19 protein-coding genes are annotated in these 18,783 nt (G+C 37.9%); 16 read left to right on the plus strand and 3 right to left on the minus strand.

Annotation, left to right across the window (positions count from 1 at the left end; all coding sequences use genetic code 11):
* Positions 1 to 23: 23 nt before the first annotated feature.
* The 15 genes from MKY78_RS14075 (at position 24) to MKY78_RS14145 (ending at position 14,152) form a co-directional block, all read left to right on the plus strand.
* Complete coding sequence (locus MKY78_RS14075; RefSeq protein ID WP_339213339.1) at positions 24 to 1,295, plus strand: IS481 family transposase; 1,272 nt, start codon at positions 24 to 26, stop codon at positions 1,293 to 1,295.
* Positions 1,288 to 2,088: an AAA family ATPase gene (locus MKY78_RS14080; protein WP_339213337.1), complete on the plus strand. Its 801-nt coding sequence runs from the start codon at positions 1,288 to 1,290 to the stop codon at positions 2,086 to 2,088. The genes MKY78_RS14075 and MKY78_RS14080 overlap by 8 nt, the downstream gene beginning before the upstream one ends.
* Positions 2,085 to 2,351 (plus strand): DUF5348 domain-containing protein, encoded by a 267-nt coding sequence (locus tag MKY78_RS14085; RefSeq protein ID WP_339213335.1) that lies wholly within the window; start codon positions 2,085 to 2,087, stop codon positions 2,349 to 2,351. Before MKY78_RS14080 ends, MKY78_RS14085 begins: the two co-directional genes overlap by 4 nt.
* A gap of 149 nt (positions 2,352 to 2,500) precedes the next feature.
* A complete protein-coding gene (locus tag MKY78_RS14090; protein WP_339217920.1) occupies positions 2,501 to 2,809 on the plus strand; it encodes a transcriptional regulator GutM in 309 nt (102 codons plus the stop codon).
* Positions 2,797 to 3,321 carry a PTS glucitol/sorbitol transporter subunit IIC gene (locus MKY78_RS14095; protein WP_186870744.1) on the plus strand — a complete coding sequence of 175 codons (525 nt, stop codon included), beginning with the start codon at positions 2,797 to 2,799 and terminating at the stop codon, positions 3,319 to 3,321. Before MKY78_RS14090 ends, MKY78_RS14095 begins: the two co-directional genes overlap by 13 nt.
* A 33-nt stretch (positions 3,322 to 3,354) precedes the next feature.
* Complete coding sequence (locus MKY78_RS14100) at positions 3,355 to 4,398, plus strand: PTS glucitol/sorbitol transporter subunit IIB (protein ID WP_339213520.1); 1,044 nt, start codon at positions 3,355 to 3,357, stop codon at positions 4,396 to 4,398.
* A 93-nt stretch (positions 4,399 to 4,491) separates the two neighbouring features.
* A complete protein-coding gene (locus MKY78_RS14105; RefSeq protein WP_339213522.1) occupies positions 4,492 to 4,857 on the plus strand; it encodes a PTS glucitol/sorbitol transporter subunit IIA in 366 nt (121 codons plus the stop codon).
* Positions 4,858 to 4,884: 27 nt separating this feature from the next.
* On the plus strand, positions 4,885 to 6,183 hold the full coding sequence (locus tag MKY78_RS14110) for an NAD(P)-dependent oxidoreductase (protein ID WP_339213523.1): 1,299 nt from the start codon (positions 4,885 to 4,887) through the stop codon (positions 6,181 to 6,183).
* A 127-nt stretch (positions 6,184 to 6,310) separates the two neighbouring features.
* Entirely contained in the window at positions 6,311 to 7,300 is a 990-nt protein-coding gene (locus MKY78_RS14115; RefSeq protein ID WP_339213524.1) for a thiamine pyrophosphate-dependent dehydrogenase E1 component subunit alpha, read from the plus strand.
* 12 nt (positions 7,301 to 7,312) lie between these two features.
* On the plus strand, positions 7,313 to 8,296 hold the full coding sequence (locus MKY78_RS14120) for an alpha-ketoacid dehydrogenase subunit beta (protein WP_339213525.1): 984 nt from the start codon (positions 7,313 to 7,315) through the stop codon (positions 8,294 to 8,296).
* A 13-nt stretch (positions 8,297 to 8,309) separates the two neighbouring features.
* Positions 8,310 to 9,662, plus strand: a complete 1,353-nt coding sequence (locus tag MKY78_RS14125; RefSeq protein ID WP_339213526.1) for a dihydrolipoamide acetyltransferase family protein — start codon at positions 8,310 to 8,312, stop codon at positions 9,660 to 9,662.
* A gap of 13 nt (positions 9,663 to 9,675) precedes the next feature.
* A complete protein-coding gene (gene lpdA, locus MKY78_RS14130; protein WP_339213527.1) occupies positions 9,676 to 11,049 on the plus strand; it encodes a dihydrolipoyl dehydrogenase in 1,374 nt (457 codons plus the stop codon).
* Between the two features lie 230 nt (positions 11,050 to 11,279).
* Positions 11,280 to 12,332 (plus strand): TRAP transporter substrate-binding protein, encoded by a 1,053-nt coding sequence (locus MKY78_RS14135; RefSeq protein WP_339213529.1) that lies wholly within the window; start codon positions 11,280 to 11,282, stop codon positions 12,330 to 12,332.
* Positions 12,333 to 12,350: 18 nt separating this feature from the next.
* Positions 12,351 to 12,854, plus strand: coding sequence for a TRAP transporter small permease (locus MKY78_RS14140; protein ID WP_339213531.1), 504 nt, complete (start codon positions 12,351 to 12,353; stop codon positions 12,852 to 12,854).
* Complete coding sequence (locus tag MKY78_RS14145) at positions 12,851 to 14,152, plus strand: TRAP transporter large permease (protein ID WP_339213532.1); 1,302 nt, start codon at positions 12,851 to 12,853, stop codon at positions 14,150 to 14,152. The genes MKY78_RS14140 and MKY78_RS14145 overlap by 4 nt, the downstream gene beginning before the upstream one ends.
* Positions 14,153 to 14,246: 94 nt before the next feature.
* Here the strand turns inward: MKY78_RS14145 and MKY78_RS14150 are convergent, their stop codons facing one another.
* Both MKY78_RS14150 and MKY78_RS14155 read right to left on the minus strand, forming a co-directional pair.
* Positions 14,247 to 15,428 (minus strand): peptidase, encoded by a 1,182-nt coding sequence (locus MKY78_RS14150; RefSeq protein WP_339213533.1) that lies wholly within the window; start codon positions 15,426 to 15,428, stop codon positions 14,247 to 14,249.
* 146 nt (positions 15,429 to 15,574) lie between these two features.
* Entirely contained in the window at positions 15,575 to 16,741 is a 1,167-nt protein-coding gene (locus MKY78_RS14155) for an HD-GYP domain-containing protein (protein WP_339213535.1), read from the minus strand.
* Positions 16,742 to 17,487: 746 nt separating this feature from the next.
* On the opposite strand from MKY78_RS14155, the gene MKY78_RS14160 reads away from it, so the two are divergent.
* Positions 17,488 to 18,258: an HAD family hydrolase gene (locus tag MKY78_RS14160; protein WP_339213537.1), complete on the plus strand. Its 771-nt coding sequence runs from the start codon at positions 17,488 to 17,490 to the stop codon at positions 18,256 to 18,258.
* 20 nt (positions 18,259 to 18,278) lie between these two features.
* On the opposite strand, the gene MKY78_RS14165 is transcribed toward MKY78_RS14160, so the two are convergent.
* Positions 18,279 to 18,743 (minus strand): divergent PAP2 family protein, encoded by a 465-nt coding sequence (locus tag MKY78_RS14165; protein ID WP_339213539.1) that lies wholly within the window; start codon positions 18,741 to 18,743, stop codon positions 18,279 to 18,281.
* Positions 18,744 to 18,783 lie beyond the last annotated feature (40 nt).

Here is an 18,783-nt window from a genome sequence, read left to right on the forward strand (position 1 = left end):
CTTATAAAAAGGAGGAAAAATTCATGAATGAGAAAACACGGGAAGAAATTGCTTTATTTCGTTATGGCTTGATTGCCCCACTTTTGAATGGGCAAATGAAGCCAAAGGAATATTTTCAAGAAATGGAGGGGAAAATCCACCAGGTTCCTTACTATGGGAAACGGAAGGTTGCAGCTAAAACCATGCAAGAATGGCTTCTTCATTACCGTAGGAATGGTTTTGATGCTTTGAAACCAAAAAGGCGTTCCGATCGTGGGGATTCTAGAAGACTATCGCCAGATGATAAGGATCATATTTTAGAAATACGAAGGGAATTTCTCCATATGCCTGTCAGTGTTTTTTACGACCAACTGATTAAACGTGGGGAAATACAAAAGCACGACGTTTCATACGCCACCATCAATAGGCTCCTAAAAGAACATAAGTTAGCTGGTAGATATCATACGAGCTATCATCCAGAAAAAGAACGGAAACGATTTGCCCACGATAAGGTCAATGTATTGTGGCAGGCGGATTTGTCACACGGTCCATATATTCAAATCAATGGAAAAGCGAAGAAAACGTTTCTTATTGCATATATTGATGACTGTTCCAGGCTTGTACCTTACGCACAATTTTTCTCTTCCGAGAAATTCGATGGATTGCGTGAAGTGACGAGGGAAGCGTTGATACGACGTGGGAAACCGACCATCATTTATGCGGATAACGGCAAAATTTATCGGTCTGATACGCTGCAATATGCATGTGCCCAATTAGGGATTACATTAGCACACACGCAGCCTTATGATCCTAAAAGCAAAGGGAAAATCGAGAGATTATTTAAAACCATACAAACACGTTTTTATCCACTGTTAAAAAGTGATCCGGTTCATTCCCTAGAGGAATTAAATGAACGTTTTTGGCAGTGGCTTGAGGAGGATTACCACCGAAAGCCACATGCCTCTCTAGATGGGAAAACACCACACGAAGTGTTCCATTCCCAACTAGATCATATCACATTTTTAGAGGACCTATCCATTTTAGATACCATTTTCTTAAAACGGGCAGAAAGAAAGGTAAAATTGGATGGTACAATTACGTTGGACAAACAATTATACGAGGTACCCTCTCACTATATTGGTCAAAAGATTGAAGTTAGAATGGATGAACAAGCTGTCTATATTTTCAAGGATGGAAAGAAGGTAGTTGAAGCCGTTCCAGTCTCTATGCATGACAACGCTCATATTAAGCGAAGACAATCGCCATTCGCCGTATCGGAAACAACAGATCAGGGGGAGGAAATGAATCGTGTATAAATCATTTTATTCCCTAGCAAAAACACCATTTTCCAAAGATATGAACCAAGCAGAAGCCTTCCCGTCCGCAGGATATCAGGAGGCATTGAATGGACTGGAATATTTACGGAAATCCAAAGGGATTGGGTTAGTTATCGGCGATCCCGGTGCTGGAAAGACATTTACTTTGCGGTCATTTAAGGAGTCCCTTAACCCAGCATTATATCATGTGGTTTACTTCCCATTGTCTACGGGTGGCGTGATGGACTTTTATCGGGGATTGGCTTACGGTTTGGGGGAGGATCCGAAGTTTCGTAAAGTGGATCTGTTTCGCCAAATCCAACAAGGAATTGAACGAATGGATCAGGAACGCAAGGTTACACCTGTCTTTATTCTAGATGAGATGCATATGGCAAAAGATGCCTTTTTACAGGATCTAGCTATTCTTTTTAACTTTCAGATGGATTCAACGAATCCTTTTATCCTTATATTAGCGGGCTTGCCACATTTAAAAACGCGACTGAATCTGAATCACCATCGACCATTAGCCCAACGAGTCATCATGAGGTATCAACTACAGCCATTAAGTAAAGAGGATGTATCCGCCTATATTGATCACCATTTGAAAATGGCAGGATCCAAAATGCCTATTTTCACAGCAACTGCCTTTGAGGCAATCGCTCTACGGTCCCAAGGATGGCCTCGAGTTATTAATACATTAACTATCAATAGCCTTTTATATGGGGCGCAACTGAAGAAAGAACAAATAGATGAAGAAATTGTTCGCCTGGCTGCCGAAGAGGGTGGTTTATGATGCGTCGTGGAATCATGTTTTTTGATTTTGGTAAGCAAGAATGGAATATATGGATTGGTCAGCAAGCCTATGAAATAGTACAAGGAATGTCAGTTGAAATACGTATTCAGAATCGTTATTTTAGAACTTGTATGGAGAAAGATAGCCCTGACTGGTTGATAACGATTGAAAATGAAGTCACATTTACACTCAGCCTATTTGAAGTGTATAGGGTACGTGTTTTACAAATGGATTTAATACCTGCATTTAATCTCCCTTTTTAGGGGGATTTTCTTTCAAATGCGCGTCTGAAAGAATTTGCATATTAATTTTCAAAACTGAATTAAAGTGAAAAAGTCGGCACATTATTTCAGATTTCTAACTGGATTAAAGTGAAATTAGATGTCTGGGATAATGTGCTAATTTACAGCATATACGAGAATTTACTAAAAGAAAGTCTGGGTACCTAGGTACAGGATACTATAAGAAAAAATTTGGTACAGGTGCGTTGGTATTGTTAGTTTGTGATGAGGAGCTAGATATAGTTGAAGCAAAAGTGATGAAAGGAATCACTGTATTTGCTAGATTTAAAGATCGTAAAGAACTCATCGGAAAAAACTTATTGCAAAGTAAAAATTCTCAAAATTTGAATAATATAGAAAAGCATGCACTGTCCGGTGCAATTGACATGATTCAAAAAGAAATTAACAAAGGAAAGGGGAATGAAGCATGGATTTCTTAATTCATTTAGCAGAAGGCTTTATTGGAATGTTCCAAGAAGGTGGAGAAACTTTCATGGGACTTGTAACTGGAATTATTCCAATGCTAGTAGTACTAATCACAGCAGTTAATGCACTTGTTAGATTTATAGGTGAGGAAAGAGTTAATAAGTTTGCACAGAAATGTACTAAATTCTTTATTCTTCGCTATACTATATTCCCATTTTTGGCTGTGTTTTTCTTAACTAATCCAATGTGTTACACATTTGGGAGGTTTTTACCAGAAAAGCAAAAACCTGCATTCTATGATTCAGCAGTATCTTTTGTACATCCAATCACTGGACTATTCCCACATGCCAACCCTGCTGAATTATTTGTTTGGATGGGAATTGCAGCAGGGATTACGGAACTAGGATTATCGCTTGGGCCATTAGCGTTACGATTCTTATTAGTAGGAATTATAGTTATGTTAATTAGAGGTATTGTTACTGAAATTATTACAGATCGTATGCTAAAAAGCAGAAATGCTGCTTAGGTATGAAGAATATGCAATTGAGGAGGGTGTCGTATGGGTGAGTACAAATCAGTGAAAGTTGTAAAGGGACCATCCGGTTGGGGTGGACCATTAATCATAACCCCTAGTGATCAGCAAAAATACATTATTTCTGTTACTGGTGGTGGAGTTCATAAAGTCGCTCAGGAGATAGCAGATCGTACTGGTGGTATTGCTATTGATGGTTTTGAGAAATCAGTACCTAAAGAAGAAATAGCTGCCGCGGTAATTAACTGTGGTGGTACTGCAAGAAGTGGAGTATATCCACGAATGGGTGTTAAAACGATAAACACATATAGTAATTCACCATCTGGACCTCTACTAAAGTTTATTAATGAAGGAAATTTTGTATCTGGAGTAGATGTTCGGAATATCGAGGATGTAGAGGCAGAGGAGATTGCTGCTTCATCTATAGAAGAAAGTCAACCTAGTAATTTAATGGACAAGAAGATAGCCCAGCAGCTAAAAGAAGAAGCAAAAGCGAAAGTTAGAGAGAACAACAGTGAAAAGGGCAAGAAAAAGAACCCGATTATGAAGTTAATCGAAGTGTTAGGAAATAAGGTTGGAAATGTTGTAAGCGTATTCTTCCAGTCTGGTAGGGACACGATTGAAACGGTTATAAAGAACATACTACCTTTTATGGCATTTGTAAGTGCACTTATGGGAATTATTACATTTACTGGAATTGGAGATTTTATCGCTAATCTAGTTGCTCCGATGGCCACAAGCCTAATTGGTATGTTGATTATATCTTTAGTTGCTGCAATCCCAATTGTTTCCCCATTATTAGCACCAGGTGCTGTAATTGCACAAGTTGTTGGGGTGTTAATCGGAGTAGAAATAGCTAATGGCAATATCCCTCCACAAATGGCATTGCCTGCATTATTTGCAATAAATCCACAAGTAGGAACAGACTTTGTACCAGTTGGTCTAACTTTGGGTGAAGCAGAACCGGAAACGATTGAGGTAGGTGTGCCGGCGGTCTTATTCTCACGTCTTATTACTGGACCGATAGCAGTTATTATCGCTTATTTTGCAAGCTTTGGTTTGTACAGCTAAAAGGAAGTATAACTTGACTAGAAAAAGAAAGCGCTTTATAATTACAAATGTAACATATAGTTACATTTGTAATTTCGTTTGAGGGGTGAAAAGATGAGTGTATATTTAGAGTTAAATGTTGTTGAAGTTGGCGAAGAAGCTACTTTAATGTTTGAAGAATCGATGATGATTTTATTTAATGATACGGTACCAGCAGATTTGAAAGGAATTTCTGTCATTCATAATTCACGAAACATAATGGAAGAGATCCAAGCAGGAGATGAGATGGTAATAGATGGTGAGAGCTTCAAAATCTTATTTGTTGGTAATAAAGTAAATGAAACGTTACAAGAATTAGGACATGCAACCTTTAATTTCAATGGGGAAATGCAGGCGGATCTTCCTGGAACTGTTTGTTTAGAAAAGAAGGAAATTCCAGATATTCGTACAAAGTCAAAAATTACCTTTCAAAGGGGTTAATAAATACAACAAAGGGGAGTGGAGTAGATGTTAAATATTAATAGAAAACTAGCAAAACTAGAAAATGAAGGTTCGTATATTAAAGTTGGTTTAGTTGGTGCAGGGCAAATGGGACGTGGGATGATCTCCCAAATTGAAAGTATGAAAGGTATGCGAGTAGTTGTAACAGCAGATTTATTTATCGACAATATTACGAATGCCTATAAACACGCTGGAATAGAAGCAAATGAAATAGTAGTTACCGAGGATGCAAAAGATGCATCAAAAGCGGTACAAGAGAATAAAGTTGTCGCTACTACTAATACGCAATTAGTTACTACATTGCCAGAAGTAGATGTAGTTGTTGATGCTACTGGTGTTCCAAATATAGGTGCTGAGATAGCTTGGGATACGATTTTAAATCGTAAGCATATTGTTATGCTTAATGCAGAAGCAGATGTCACTGTTGGACCATTACTTAAGAAAATGGCTGATGCAAGTGGAATAGTATACACGGGGTCCGCTGGAGATGAACCTGGTGCGATAATGGAATTATATGACTTTGCAGATGCTATGGGATTTGAAATAGTTGCTTTAGGGAAAGGAAAAAATAATCCATTAAATTTAGAGGCTAATCCAGAAACAGTGAAAGAAGAGGCAAAACTAAAGGGAGCATCACCGAAAATGCTAGCATCTTTCCAAGATGGTACAAAAACGATGGTAGAAATGAACGCTGTAGCAAATGCGACTGGCTTTTTACCAGATCAGCCAGGAATGCATGGATTTGAAGCTACTGTAAATGAACTTCCTGGTATCTTCTTGGAAAAAGACAAAGGTGGTAAATTGAACGGTAGAAGAGTAGTTGAATTTATAAACGGAATTGCTCCTGGGGTGTTTGCTATTATCGCTTCTGACAAAGAAGAAGTTAATGCGGAAATGAAATATTTAAAAATGGGAGATGGACCGAATTATGTTCTATATCGTCCATACCATTTAACAAGTCTTGAAACACCATTATCGATTGCAAAAGCTTATTTCGATAATGAAGCAACCATAGCACCATATAAAGGGATACAAGGAGAAACTGTCACAGTAGCTAAAAGGGATCTAGAAGCTGGGGAATATTTAGATAGCATTGGTGGATATACCGTATATGGTAAGCTGTTGAAGGCAACAGAAGCAAAATCTCTTAACGCACTTCCTATTGGTCTAGTAGACTCAAATGTTATGCTTAAACGCTCTATTAAAAAAGGTGATATTATCACTTACGATGATGTTGAACAAACAAAAGAATCAACAATCTGGAAATTACGTTCATTGCAAGATAGAGAGTTTCAACTGGATTAACACTCCTTATGGATGTATGAACTATAGTAAATACAACATATGTTTTGCTTGATAAAGGTGAAACATATTTTATTACATTAAATTTTACAAAAGTAACAAGCGAAAACAAATGTAAAGGAGAGGTAAAATGAACAATAGCAATGTGTTAAACATTCCAGAAGTTATAACTAAAGAAAAACTACTAGACCTATACAAACAAATGTGGTTAATCCGTCTATTTGATGAAAAAGTAGATGAATTTTTTGCAAAGGGCATGATTCATGGTACGACACATTTAGCCGTAGGTCAGGAAGCCAGTGCTGCTGGTGTGTGTGCGTTACTATCTGTAGAAGATAAAATCACCAGTACTCACCGTGGACACGGACACTGTATTGCTAAGGGTGCGACCCCTGATCGAATGATGGCAGAGCTGTTTGGCCGGACTACTGGTTACTGTAAAGGTAAGGGTGGATCCATGCATATTGCTGACGTAGATATGGGGAATCTGGGGGCAAATGGGATTGTTGCTGGTGGTATACCGTTGGCTGTTGGTTCGGCATTAACAGCTAAAATGAAAAAGCAAGATTATGTAACAGTTTGCTTCTTTGGAGATGGAGCTACAAATGAAGGAAGCTTCCATGAAGCAGTCAATTTAGCTGCTATCTGGGATTTGCCAGTCATCTTTGTCTGTGAAAATAATCAATACGGTATGTCAGGTTCCGTAAAAGAGATGATACGATTAGAAAATATTGCTGACCGAGCACACGCCTATGGAATCCCAGGCGTTGTTGCCGATGGTAACGATATTATTGAAATGATGAATGTAACAGATGAAGCGATACAACGTGCGAAACGAGGAGAAGGTCCAACATTAATTGAAGCAAAGACATATCGTTGGAAAGGTCATTCAAAGAGTGATGCGAAGAAATATCGTACCCGCGAAGAAGAACAAGAATGGCGTAAAAAGGATCCAATAAAACGTTATAAGGAAGTATTAATCGAAGCGGGATTACTAACGGAAGAAAAGGCAGAAGATATTCGTCTGGAAGCGAAAAAAGAAATTGAAGATGCGGTTACTTTTGCAGAACAAAGTCCTGCACCGACACTGGATGATTTATTAACGGATGTTTATGCATAGGAGGGAATACCAATGAGAGAAATTACTTACTTAGAAGCAGTACGTGAAGCGATGAGTCAGGAAATGCGAAAAAACGAAGATGTCTATATTTTAGGGGAAGACATTGGCGTATATGGTGGAGCATTTGGTGTAACTCGAGGCATGATTGAAGAGTTTGGGCCAGAACGTGTACGTAATACACCGATTAGTGAAGCGGGAATTGCTGGTACGGCTGTTGGTTCAGCTTTAACTGGCATGCGTCCAATACTAGAATTACAATTCTCAGACTTCATTACGATAGCTCTAGACCAGCTTGTCAATCAAGCAGCGAAGATTCGCTATATGTATGGTGGAAAGGGGAAAGTTCCGATGGTAGTCCGAACTCCAAGTGGTTCTGGTACCGGAGCAGCCGCACAGCATTCGCAAAGTTTAGAAGCATGGGTCGCTCACATACCAGGTCTAAAAGTTGTACAGCCATCAACTGCTTACGATGCTAAAGGACTTTTAAAAGCCGCAATGGATGATGAGAATCCAGTTATTTTCTATGAGCACAAATTATTATATAAAACTAGTTCAGAGGTTCCAGAAGAGCAATATTCTATTCCTTTAGGCAAAGCGGATATAAAGCGGGAAGGGACAGATGTAACAATTGTTGCTACTGCGATTATGGTGCATAAAGCAATGGAAGCAGCAAAAGAGCTTGAAAAAGAAGGAATTAGTGTGGAAGTAGTTGATCCACGCACCCTTGTACCGTTAGATAAGGATACCATTGTGGAATCAGTGAAGAAGACTGGTCGTGTTGTTGTCGTTCATGAGGCAGTCAAACGAGGCGGATTCGGTGGGGAGATTGCTAGTGTTATAGCAGAAAGTGAAGCATTTGATTTTCTTGATGCTCCAATCAAACGTTTAGGTGGTGCAGAATCACCAATTCCATATAACCCCGAGTTAGAAAAGGCCCATGTACCACAAGTACCGGATATTATCCAAGCAGTTAAAGAAACCGTAAACCGCGTATAAGGGAGGGAACAACATGGCAAAAGAAATATTCATGCCCAAGCTAAGTAGTACGATGGCTGTAGGTACACTGCTTCAATGGTTTAAAGAAGAAGGTGAGGCCGTTGAGGTTGGTGAACCATTATTTGAGATTATGACAGATAAGATAAATATTGAAGTAGAGTCCTATGAAGAAGGGATTTTACTAAAAAAATATTTTCAAGAGGATGATGAGATTCCCGTTAATACGGTTATTGGATATATTGGTAGCTCAGATGAATCGGTCCCAGCTGAGTCTCCAGGAGTGAGTGGTGAAGAATCTAAGGAAGAAGTAACTAGTACTAATGAAAACTCTAATGAACCAATCGTAACCTCTACAACGGAGGAAACTGTAGAAACGAATCCTCCTTCTTCTAATGGAAAAGTACGTGCGACCCCAGTCGCAAGAAAGCTAGCACGAGAAAACGATATAATACTAAGCTCGGTATCTGGAACAGGTCCTAAAGGAAGAATCCAGAAGCAAGACGTGTTACAAGCACTGGAGAATACTCGCATACTAGTAACGCCATTAGCAAGGAAAATTGCTGAAGAAAACGGTATTGATTTAAAAGAGATTACGGGTACTGGTGTTCATGGCAAGATTGAAAAAGCAGATGTTATCGAAGCTATCGAGAAAGCGAAAAAACAATCGGCATCTGCAACAGGTGAACGCGTGAAACTAAAAGGGTTACGCAAGGCAATAGCGGAAAAAATGCTCGAAAGTGTTCGTACAATCCCACATGTAACTTTGACTAGTGAAGTTGATATGACAAAAGCAATAGAGGTTAGAAAAGCGTTATTACCTGTGATTGAAGGGCAAACAGGCTACCGCTTGTCTTATACAGAAATTATTATGAAGACAGTGGCTCATGTACTTGGCAATCACCCTAAAGTTAATGCCTCTCTTATAGATAATGAAATTATTTACAATAAGGACATTAATATTGGTCTAGCAGTAGCGGTTGAGAATGGATTGGTTGTTCCTTCCTTGAAGCAAGTTAATACAAGAGGATTAGCTGAACTAACAGAAATGAGTAAAATATTAGGAAAGAAAGCCCGAGAAAGCAAGCTTACACCAGATGAAATGCAAGGAAGTACATTTACAATTAGTAATTTGGGTATGTATGCAATTGACGGCTTTACACCGATTATCAATCCACCAGAAACGGCAATACTTGGTGTTGGCAGAATCATTGAAAAGCCAGTCGTGGTGGAAGGTCAAGTGGAAGTTAGACCAATGATGGTACTTAGCTTATCCTTTGATCACCGCGTAATAGACGGAGCGCCAGCAGCGGAGTTTCTAACCGATTTGAAAGCAAGCTTAGAAAAACCATTTAGTCTGTTGGTTTAGGGGGGGAATACCGATGAAAACATTTGATGTAGCGATTATAGGAGGCGGACCTGGAGGTTATGTAGCTGCAATTCGGGCTGCAAAATCCGGGTTATCTGTAGCTCTTGTAGAAGGAAGCGAACTTGGTGGAACCTGTTTAAATCGTGGATGTATCCCTTCAAAAACGTTACTAAAGCATGCGGAGGTGTTAAATCAAATTAAACATGCTAACCAATTTGGAATACAGGTACGGGACGTCTCTTTTTCTTTTCCTGATATGATAAAACGTAAGAATCAGGTTATAAAGCAATTACAGAATGGAATTAAAGGATTATTACGTCAAAATAAGATCACGCTATTGAACGGATATGGAACCGTCCACGCGGATAAAAAGGTTACAGTTGAAATAGCTGACAGGAAAGAAGAAATACAGGCAGCGCATGTCATACTTGCGACTGGATCAAAGCCGTATATTCCTGAGATTTCAGGGATTTCAGATATAGATTACCATACTAGTGATACGATATTTGATTTACATGAGGTTCCGAAACGACTTGTTATAATGGGTGGCGGTGTCATTGGGTTAGAGATAGCTTGTGTGTTTAATAGCTTAGGCTCAGCGGTGGATATTATAGAAATGGCAGACCGAGTCCTCCCTGCAGAAGATCCCGATGCATCACACTTCTTAACTAAGCAATTAGTTGAGAAAGGAATCAATATTCATACTACAACAAAGGTCACAGGCTTTAAAAAGGAAGCAAACACGATCGTAGAACTGGAGAAAAATGGCGAAAAGGCCTCCATCGAAACGGATGCTATCTTAATCTCTGTTGGGCGTATTCCGAATACGACTGGAATAGAAGAGGCAGGTGTCGCCTTTGACGGACGATTTGTAAAAGTGGATGAGTATATGTGTACATCTGTGGATGGTATTTATGCGATTGGGGATGTAATTGGAGGGTTCCAATTAGCACATGCGGCTAGTGAAGAAGGAATTCATGCTGTAAATCATATTCTTGGAAAAGAGAAGAAGTTAGATTTAGCCATGCCACGTTGTGTATATACATTTCCCGAGATTGCTAGTGTGGGGATGACTGAAGAGCAAGCAAAAGCAAAAGGTTTTACTGTACGTACGAAAAAGGTAGATTTAGCAGGAAACGGAAAGGCAATTGCTTCGTTAGAAAATAGTGGGTTTATGAAGATTATCGTGGATGAAAAATACGGAGAAATTCTTGGCGTTGTCATGGTAGGAGCACATGTGACTGAAATGATTAGTCAAGCAACCTCCTTTATTCATCTAGAAGGAACAGTGGAAGAACTAGACTCCATGATTTTCCCACATCCAACCATATCAGAAGCATTATTTGAAAGTGCTGCCGCATGGTTAGGTAAAGGAATCCATTACTAAATGTGCCTTTAACCTATAGTAATTGAAATAGTAGTTTTTTTAGGAGTCACCAGATTAATGTGATTAATCTGGTATGACTCCTTTTTTATGGGAAATTGTTTATATATTATTTAAAATATTCCAAATAATAATTGATATCATATCTTAAATAATATATGATTATACATAGACGAGAGATTTTTTCATGTTCACATCAATGTAAGCGTTTTCCTTTTAAAATTAAATAAGGAGTGGTCACATTGAAGATAGCTTTTCAAAACAGGAGCAACATTTTATTCATGCTCGTGGTTGGGGTTGGAATCGTAATGTTAGCATCATGTGGTAGTGGAGCTAGCTCAGATAGTCATGCACATGAACTAGATTTCTCACATTTCTTTCCCCCAACACATTTTATGGAGGAAGAAATTCAAAGCTTTGCAGCTGAATTAGAGGAAAAGACGGATGGAAGAATTAAGATTACTTCTTATCCAGGGGCTGCTTTAGCGGCACCAGATGAACATTTTGATGCAGCTGCTACAGGATCGGTAGATTTTGCCTTAAGTGTACATGGATATACGCCAGGGGAGTTTCCATTAACATCGGTAATGGAACTACCGTTTATGGCAAAAACAGCAATGTCCGGATCAGAAAATTTATGGAAGCTGATGAATGAATTTGATGAATTTGATGCGGAGTATACGGGGACTGTCCCTTTATGGTTATATACAACTGACCCAGGACAGCTGTTTACAGTGGATAAACCGGTTAAGCGTATAGAGGACTTAAAAGGAATGAAAATTCGCTCCCCCTCTCCAGAAACAAGTGAGTGGTTAGAAGCTCTTGGTGCGACACCAGTTTCGATGCCAATGAACGAAAACTTTGAAGCATTAGAACGTGGTGTAGTTGACGGGACGATAGCACCTTGGGAAGCGGTGAAGACTTGGGGATTAGATGAGGTTATTAACTATGCAACAGTAGGAAACTTCTATTCTACTACAATGTTTGTTGTCATGAATGAGGACGTGTTTCATCGTTTGAATCAGGAGGATCAAGACATACTTTTAGAGCTTGCTGGAGAAAGAATGGCGAAGAAAACAGGAGAAGTATTCGACCAGTTCGGAAGAGATGCTGTCGAGCAAGCAAAAGAAAAAGGAGTAGAAATCTATGAGTTGTCTAGTACAGAATTAGCTGAATGGAATGAGTTTATTAATCCAACAATCGAAAATTGGATTAATCAAGTCGAAGGTAAAGGATTACCGGGGCAAGCGGTGTATGACCGGGCAGTTGAATTAAGTGGGCAGTAAGCTGGGAGTGAATAATCCATGCCAAAGTTACTAGAGAAATCGGAGAGCCTTGTGATAAAAATTGTGGGGATTCAAGGACACATTGCTAATGGCGTGCTGTTATTTATGATGGCCATTATAAGCTTCGATGTAATTGGGCGCAACTTTTTTAATAATCCTTTAAAAGGGACGTATGAAATGACTGAATTAAGCTCAGCGATGCTTGTTTTTTTGGCTCTTGCTATCACCCATCAAAAAGGGAATCATATTACCATTGATTTTCTAGTAGATCGTTTTTCGAAAAAAGTTCAGAATCTACTACTTGGTGTAGTAGAAATGGTGATTGCCCTAGTAGTGTTGCTCATGGCAATGCATATTTTTGAAAATGGGTTACGCATGATGGAAAGAAATTCTGCAACCACCGATTTAGGACTCCCGGTTTATCCTTTTCTTTTTATCATTGCTTTTACGTTGACTATGTTTATGCTACTAGCATTCTTTAAAGCTATCGCATATTTTCGAATGGCGGTGATGAAAGGATGAGTCCTGAATGGATTGGGATTATTGGTATTGTAACCTTGCTCTTATTATTTGTGCTTCGAGTTCCTGTGGCGGTTTCACTTATTATGGTTGGAACGGTTGGCCTAGCACTCATACGAGGCTGGGATGCAGCTCTAGTACAACTCGGGACGACGCCATTTTCCACAGCTAGTTCGTATTCACTGAGCGTTATTCCACTTTTTATCTTAATGGGGATGTTTCTTTCATATAGTGGATTTGGTAGAGATTTATATACAGCAGTAGATGCATGGATTGGCCATATTAAAGGTGGTCTAGCCATGACTACCATCGGAACGAGTGCATTCTTCTCCGCAATCTCTGGATCGGTAAATGCAACAACAGCAACGATGGCAAGAATTTCATTACCCGAAATGAAAAAATACAAATATGATGATGCACTATCGACATCCTGTGTAGCCGCTGGGGGAACGCTCGGTATCTTGATTCCTCCTAGTGTCATACTTGTCTTATATGGGATATTGACAATGGAGCCGATTGGTAAGTTACTGATTGCGGGTCTTGTACCAGGTATTTTGCAAATGATTTTGTTTATGTTACTGATTTATATTATGGTATGGAGAAAGCCAAGTCTTGCACCAGTTACAGAGAAAAAGCCATTTGCTATAAAAATAAAATCGTTAACCTTTATTTGGCCCTTTATCTTGTTGTTTGCATTAAGTATTGGTGGAATATATTATGGGTATTTTACACCAACAGAAGCGGGCGGGGTAGGAGCTTTTGGAGCATTTCTGTTAACGATTATGGCAAGAAGGTTAAGCTTTGTACATTTTAAAAAGTCACTTAGTGAGACAACGCGCTTAACAGCAGCGATTTTCTTCATCATTATTGGTGCAGATATTTTTAGTAAATTCCTGGCACTTAGTACCATTCCGGTTAAAATTACACAATTTGTTTCCGGGCTAGCGTTACCTGCGATGGCAATCTTGGGACTGATTTTATTGGTTTACTTAGTATTAGGTTTATTTCTAGAAGGCATTGCGATTTTTGTATTAACCTTGCCGGTGGTGTACCCACTGATTACGATGCTTGGCTTTGATGGGGTCTGGTTCGGTGTGGTCATGATCCTAGTGATGAATATTGGACTATTAACACCACCGATGGGATTAAGTATATATATTATTAGTAGTGTAGCAAAGGATATTCCAGCCCAGCGAATTTTTAAAGGAGTTATTCCGATGCTTGGAATGATGGTGCTATGCTTAATCTTAATTGTGGTCTTTCCTGATATAGTCCTGTTTTTACCAGAGTTGATGAAGTAAACCAGTAAATGCTCTGAAGAGAAGTGCGTTTCTTCAGAGCATTTTTAGGTTGTAATAAAGGAAAAGGATAGAATGTAAGTTATCTTGTTATTTTTCACGCTGCACGATCCCTTATAGACCTAAATTTCGCATAAATTAATAGTCCAATCATTAAAATACTCAATCCTAATAATACGATAGCATCCCAGAAGTAGGGGCTACTAGGTGTCCATAGGTATTTCCATATATGAGCGAATATAGCAATCATTTGTGGTAGGAAATAGAGTGCGAATAAGCATGTAATCAGTACCATTCCAATAACATAGAACACACTATACAGTCTTATTGCAGATAACTCATCCTTGTAGATAGTTGTAGTAGTATCTTGCTTGATAAAAGGGAGCCATTTACTTAAATAATTCTTCCCACTCTCCATTAGATTATAGCTTCCAGTAATATTTTCAATAATAAAGTAAATATCAGTTTTCATAAAGAAACTAAATTGATAGATGGTCTTTACAAAGATATCAAAAATGATAATCCCGAGTAATCCGAATAGAAGTGGATTCGAATCGCCAATTAATAATGTGAGTGAAAAAGCTATAAAAAGTATCACTTGTTCAAATGACATCCCGGCAAAATATAACGGATTTCGTTGCCTTGGAGCAAGTTTCCAAGCAGGTGTTAAATCAGTTTCGAACACAATTAAAAACAGCCTATTGCCAATATCGAGCTTGGTTGGCAAATTATAGGAACGGATAGCTAGAATATGGCCGAATTCATGAATTAGAATAAGTATTAGTGAAATCCCCGTATATGTCAGCATATTCGCTATCATGGAATCAAAAATAAAAATATCTTGATAATGTGGTAAAAGTTCTGGATGTAATAGGATGAATCCTATATTTATGAACAACAAAAAAAGATAGATTTTGTTGGAAATCTTATTGAAAAAAAAGCTGGCGAAATTAGCTGAAATCCAATTAAAGGCATTTGGTGACTTGTTCTTTTGGGAAGTGGTAACTATCTTACCATCGATTTCTTTTACTAAACCAAATTCAACTAATTGTTCAACAAAAGGAATAATCTCTACGTCCTCATTGGGGTAACTAGTCTTCAATATTTGTTCGATTTCGGCTAACCCTTTGCCATTTTTGATTAATTCAATTGCATCGATGCAAACCTTAGGCATTTCATAGAATTCACCAGTATGATTGTCTTCCACAATATAATGTTTTTTATCTTGGCGAATCTCTAAATCGACTAAGCTAAGTGTTGATTCAAGTGTTAGATTCATGTTTACACCGCCATTTTTCATAATAAATAGGATGCTAGTAATTTAGCATCCTTAGTATGTAATTAGTATGGGCGACGGAAGATGCACCACCAGCATGTTGCTTTGATTTTTTTGAGTTTGCGGATTTTCATTTTAGTCACCTCCTTTCAATTGATGCTGTTATTTTCATTATGTTTTTGGTGAATTTGTTTCCATTTAGGGTAAACATTCTTAAATATTTCTACTAAATCCGGATCGAATTGGGTACCCTTTCCTTCTACAATACGAGTATAAGCGTCATCTAAAGATAATGCTGAACGATATGACCTTGAGGAAGTCATCGCATCAAATGCATCTGCAATAGCTGTTATTCTAGCTAAAATAGGTGTTTCTTTACCTTTTAAGTTAGAAGGATATCCTTTTCCATCCCACCGTTCATGATGGTGCAAAACAACATCTATATTAGCAGATATACCTTCCACTTCTTGTACTGCTTTTGCACCTACAAGAGGGTGCTCTTTGACGACACTATATTCTTCATTCGTAAGTTTACCAGGCTTTGTCAATATGGCGTCTGGTATATGAATTTTGCCAATGTCATGTAAGAGACATGCATAATAAAAGTATTTTAATTCGTCTTTATTAAATTTTCCTGTTTCTGTAGCCAATGCCATGGCATACTCTGCTACACGCTCACTATGCCCTCTAGTATAGGGGTCTTTTAGTTCGAGCGTGGCAATAATCCCTTTTACAATACCTTCTATCTGTTTATCGTAAGAGTTCATAACGGCCTCTACATAACTAATAATCCTAAGTAAAATAATATAAGTAATTATAGAGAGTATGATAACAATTACTAGTGGAAACACAATTTCAGAGGATTGTAGAAATAACCCGACGATAAGATATTTTAAGGTCGTTCCTAAAAAAACTGTATAAAAATACTTTTTATTTACAAAAATAGGTGCGAATAAGATAATAACAACCTCAACTAAATTACCGCTACTATATTGGACATCTGCACTGGTATAAAATACAATCTCTCCCACAATATTTAATGATGTATAACTAATGAAATATGTATATTTTATTAACCATGGTTTATTTGAATTTAATAGATAATAACTAACAGGAATTAGGCCTATCAACACTAAATATAAGATAAAGTCGAATATATTTGGAATTATCCCATCCTCTAAGCCCCACGGTAGCAAGGGAAATAAGTAAAAATAAATAATATCATAGATAAAAAGCGTCCCATAAAATAACCCTAAAAACCACTTAGTGGCTTGTTTTTCTTCATATAATAAAGATTTGTGAAGTGTTTTTTCCATGATGAATCCTCTCTAAAAAATAATAATGGAAATTAGTTATACTAGGATTGACTTGTTGAAAACAGTTAACCGCATACATTTTATTCTCTAAAATGAGTCACTTATCAAATGTTTGTTTATCTATTGATTTATTATACTAGGTTGTTAACTAGTAGATAATTCCCTTAACGTATGTTCATCAAACCTATGACACTTGTATGTAATGAATTAAATCATTTTCAATGGTAAAAACAGTAAAAGGCTCAATCTTTCACATGATGCTATTGGCTAAGTAATTATATTTTCTCATATTTTCCAGCGTAATAGTCATGTTGATTGGTATGTAGGATATAATTTTTTTCAAACAGTCCAAGCAATCCCGATACTAGGGACATTAAATAAAATATGTACGTTTATTCTGCTTAAAATACGATCTATCAAAGACAAGATTACTAGTGATTTGTTTGCACGATTTTCATAGGTGTAAACTACTATTTTTTCACTAATGTATTTAGTATAAAGCAACTTTTATAAACTGTAAATTATAAACAAACGCACATTAATAGTTCTTTATACCTAAATTTAGCGTAATCTTCTTTTGTTAGTGGAGATTTGATTGACGATAGACTGTCATAATCTTCAAGATTATAATAAAATTATACAGTGTAAGCACGGTTTTTGATTAGGGGTTATTAATCCTCAAATCAATCCATTGGTTTTGTAAAGAGTTATACGATTACTTTATTTGAGATAGGAGCCGTGAAATAATGAAGAAAAAATGGATTACCTTTGATTTGGATGGAACCTTGATGCAGAACCCTTTTGAAAAGTGGGTATTTCCAGAGATTGAACAGCTATATAATGATAGCATTGGAAATGTTCAAGCGAATGGAATTAGAAGTGAACTGATTAAAGAGCATCATAGGCGAATGAATGCAGGTTTAATTGTTGATGCTTTTGATTGGGATGATATTGTAAAGCATGTATTCTCAACAAATGGTGTATCTCTACCTGTAGATGTAGCGGAACTGGTAATCAAACACACAATTCCTCCTAAGGTATATCTATTGGAAGAAAATAGCCTTCAAAATTTACAAATTCTTCGAGAAAAGGGCTTCCATTTAGCGGTAGTCACCAATGGATTTGAAAAATACCAGAAGCCTGTCATGGACGCATTGGGTTTAACAAGCCTTTTCGATGTTATTCTTACTCCTGACAAAGCAAGGTATGGCAAGCCACAGATTAATATGGTTAAGGAATTACATGATACAACTAATGAAATTGTAGCTCATGTAGGTGATAGACTAGATCATGACGTAACGATGGCAAATGAATTAAATGTGTTATCCATCTTGTTCCATCAAGAAATGCCAGAAACAATTCGCAGTGTACAACCTAAGAAGCGACAAGATACATGTATGGAATGGCTTGAAATGAAATGGAAGCAGGAAACTGGAGTTGAACCTCTTCCTTTGTCCGCTATCCCTAAAATGATTATTTGCACCATGAAGGAGATTAGTAGGGAGTCCCTCAGTTGAGAGTGTGAGGGACTCCACTCTTATTCTTCTTTTTCTAACAGGTGACTGACTGCTCCAATTAATACACCAAGTGCTGCTCCCCCTAATACTTCAATAGGCATGTGACCAAGCATTTCTTTTAATTCCTTTTCTCGCTTGCGGTACTTAAATCCTGGATGGTGCTCTGCTAGTTTCTCCAGCTCTTCGTACATATCATTCACCGCTATAGCGGTTTGCCCTGCTTGCCAACGGATTCCCATTGCGTCATACATGACGATTAAGCTGAATATACTACTAATTCCAAAATCCATCGATGAGATTCCTCGTTTAAAGCCGACGTAACTCGTTAGAGAAGTAACCGCAGCGGAATGGGAACTTGGCATATCACCAGAGCCAAACATCTTCTTCCAATCCCATACACCGGTTTCCTTATAATGAAGTGGTACTTTTAAGAACTGTGCTGCGCCTATTCCAATTAATGCAGTAGTCATGGCACGATTTAGCATAAATTCACCTCAGCTTATTCATGTGCAAAGAAAATAGGAT

The organism is Ornithinibacillus sp. FSL M8-0202, assembly GCF_037975285.1.
In the GTDB taxonomy this organism is placed as follows: domain Bacteria; phylum Bacillota; class Bacilli; order Bacillales; family Amphibacillaceae; genus Ornithinibacillus; species Ornithinibacillus massiliensis.

Coding starts and splice junctions, on each gene's coding strand:
- MKY78_RS14100 (WP_339213520.1), top strand. CDS start 3,355: ATGGGTGAGTACAAATCAGTGAAAGTTGTAAAGGGACCATCCGGTTGG.
- MKY78_RS14125 (WP_339213526.1), top strand. CDS start 8,310: ATGGCAAAAGAAATATTCATGCCCAAGCTAAGTAGTACGATGGCTGTA.
- MKY78_RS14150 (WP_339213533.1), bottom strand. CDS start 15,428: ATGAATCTAACACTTGAATCAACACTTAGCTTAGTCGATTTAGAGATT.
- MKY78_RS14105 (WP_339213522.1), top strand. CDS start 4,492: ATGAGTGTATATTTAGAGTTAAATGTTGTTGAAGTTGGCGAAGAAGCT.
- MKY78_RS14115 (WP_339213524.1), top strand. CDS start 6,311: ATGAACAATAGCAATGTGTTAAACATTCCAGAAGTTATAACTAAAGAA.
- lpdA (WP_339213527.1), top strand. CDS start 9,676: ATGAAAACATTTGATGTAGCGATTATAGGAGGCGGACCTGGAGGTTAT.
- MKY78_RS14110 (WP_339213523.1), top strand. CDS start 4,885: ATGTTAAATATTAATAGAAAACTAGCAAAACTAGAAAATGAAGGTTCG.
- MKY78_RS14160 (WP_339213537.1), top strand. CDS start 17,488: ATGAAGAAAAAATGGATTACCTTTGATTTGGATGGAACCTTGATGCAG.
- MKY78_RS14095 (WP_186870744.1), top strand. CDS start 2,797: ATGGATTTCTTAATTCATTTAGCAGAAGGCTTTATTGGAATGTTCCAA.
- MKY78_RS14155 (WP_339213535.1), bottom strand. CDS start 16,741: ATGGAAAAAACACTTCACAAATCTTTATTATATGAAGAAAAACAAGCC.
- MKY78_RS14145 (WP_339213532.1), top strand. CDS start 12,851: ATGAGTCCTGAATGGATTGGGATTATTGGTATTGTAACCTTGCTCTTA.
- MKY78_RS14140 (WP_339213531.1), top strand. CDS start 12,351: ATGCCAAAGTTACTAGAGAAATCGGAGAGCCTTGTGATAAAAATTGTG.
- MKY78_RS14120 (WP_339213525.1), top strand. CDS start 7,313: ATGAGAGAAATTACTTACTTAGAAGCAGTACGTGAAGCGATGAGTCAG.
- MKY78_RS14165 (WP_339213539.1), bottom strand. CDS start 18,743: ATGCTAAATCGTGCCATGACTACTGCATTAATTGGAATAGGCGCAGCA.
- MKY78_RS14075 (WP_339213339.1), top strand. CDS start 24: ATGAATGAGAAAACACGGGAAGAAATTGCTTTATTTCGTTATGGCTTG.
- MKY78_RS14085 (WP_339213335.1), top strand. CDS start 2,085: ATGATGCGTCGTGGAATCATGTTTTTTGATTTTGGTAAGCAAGAATGG.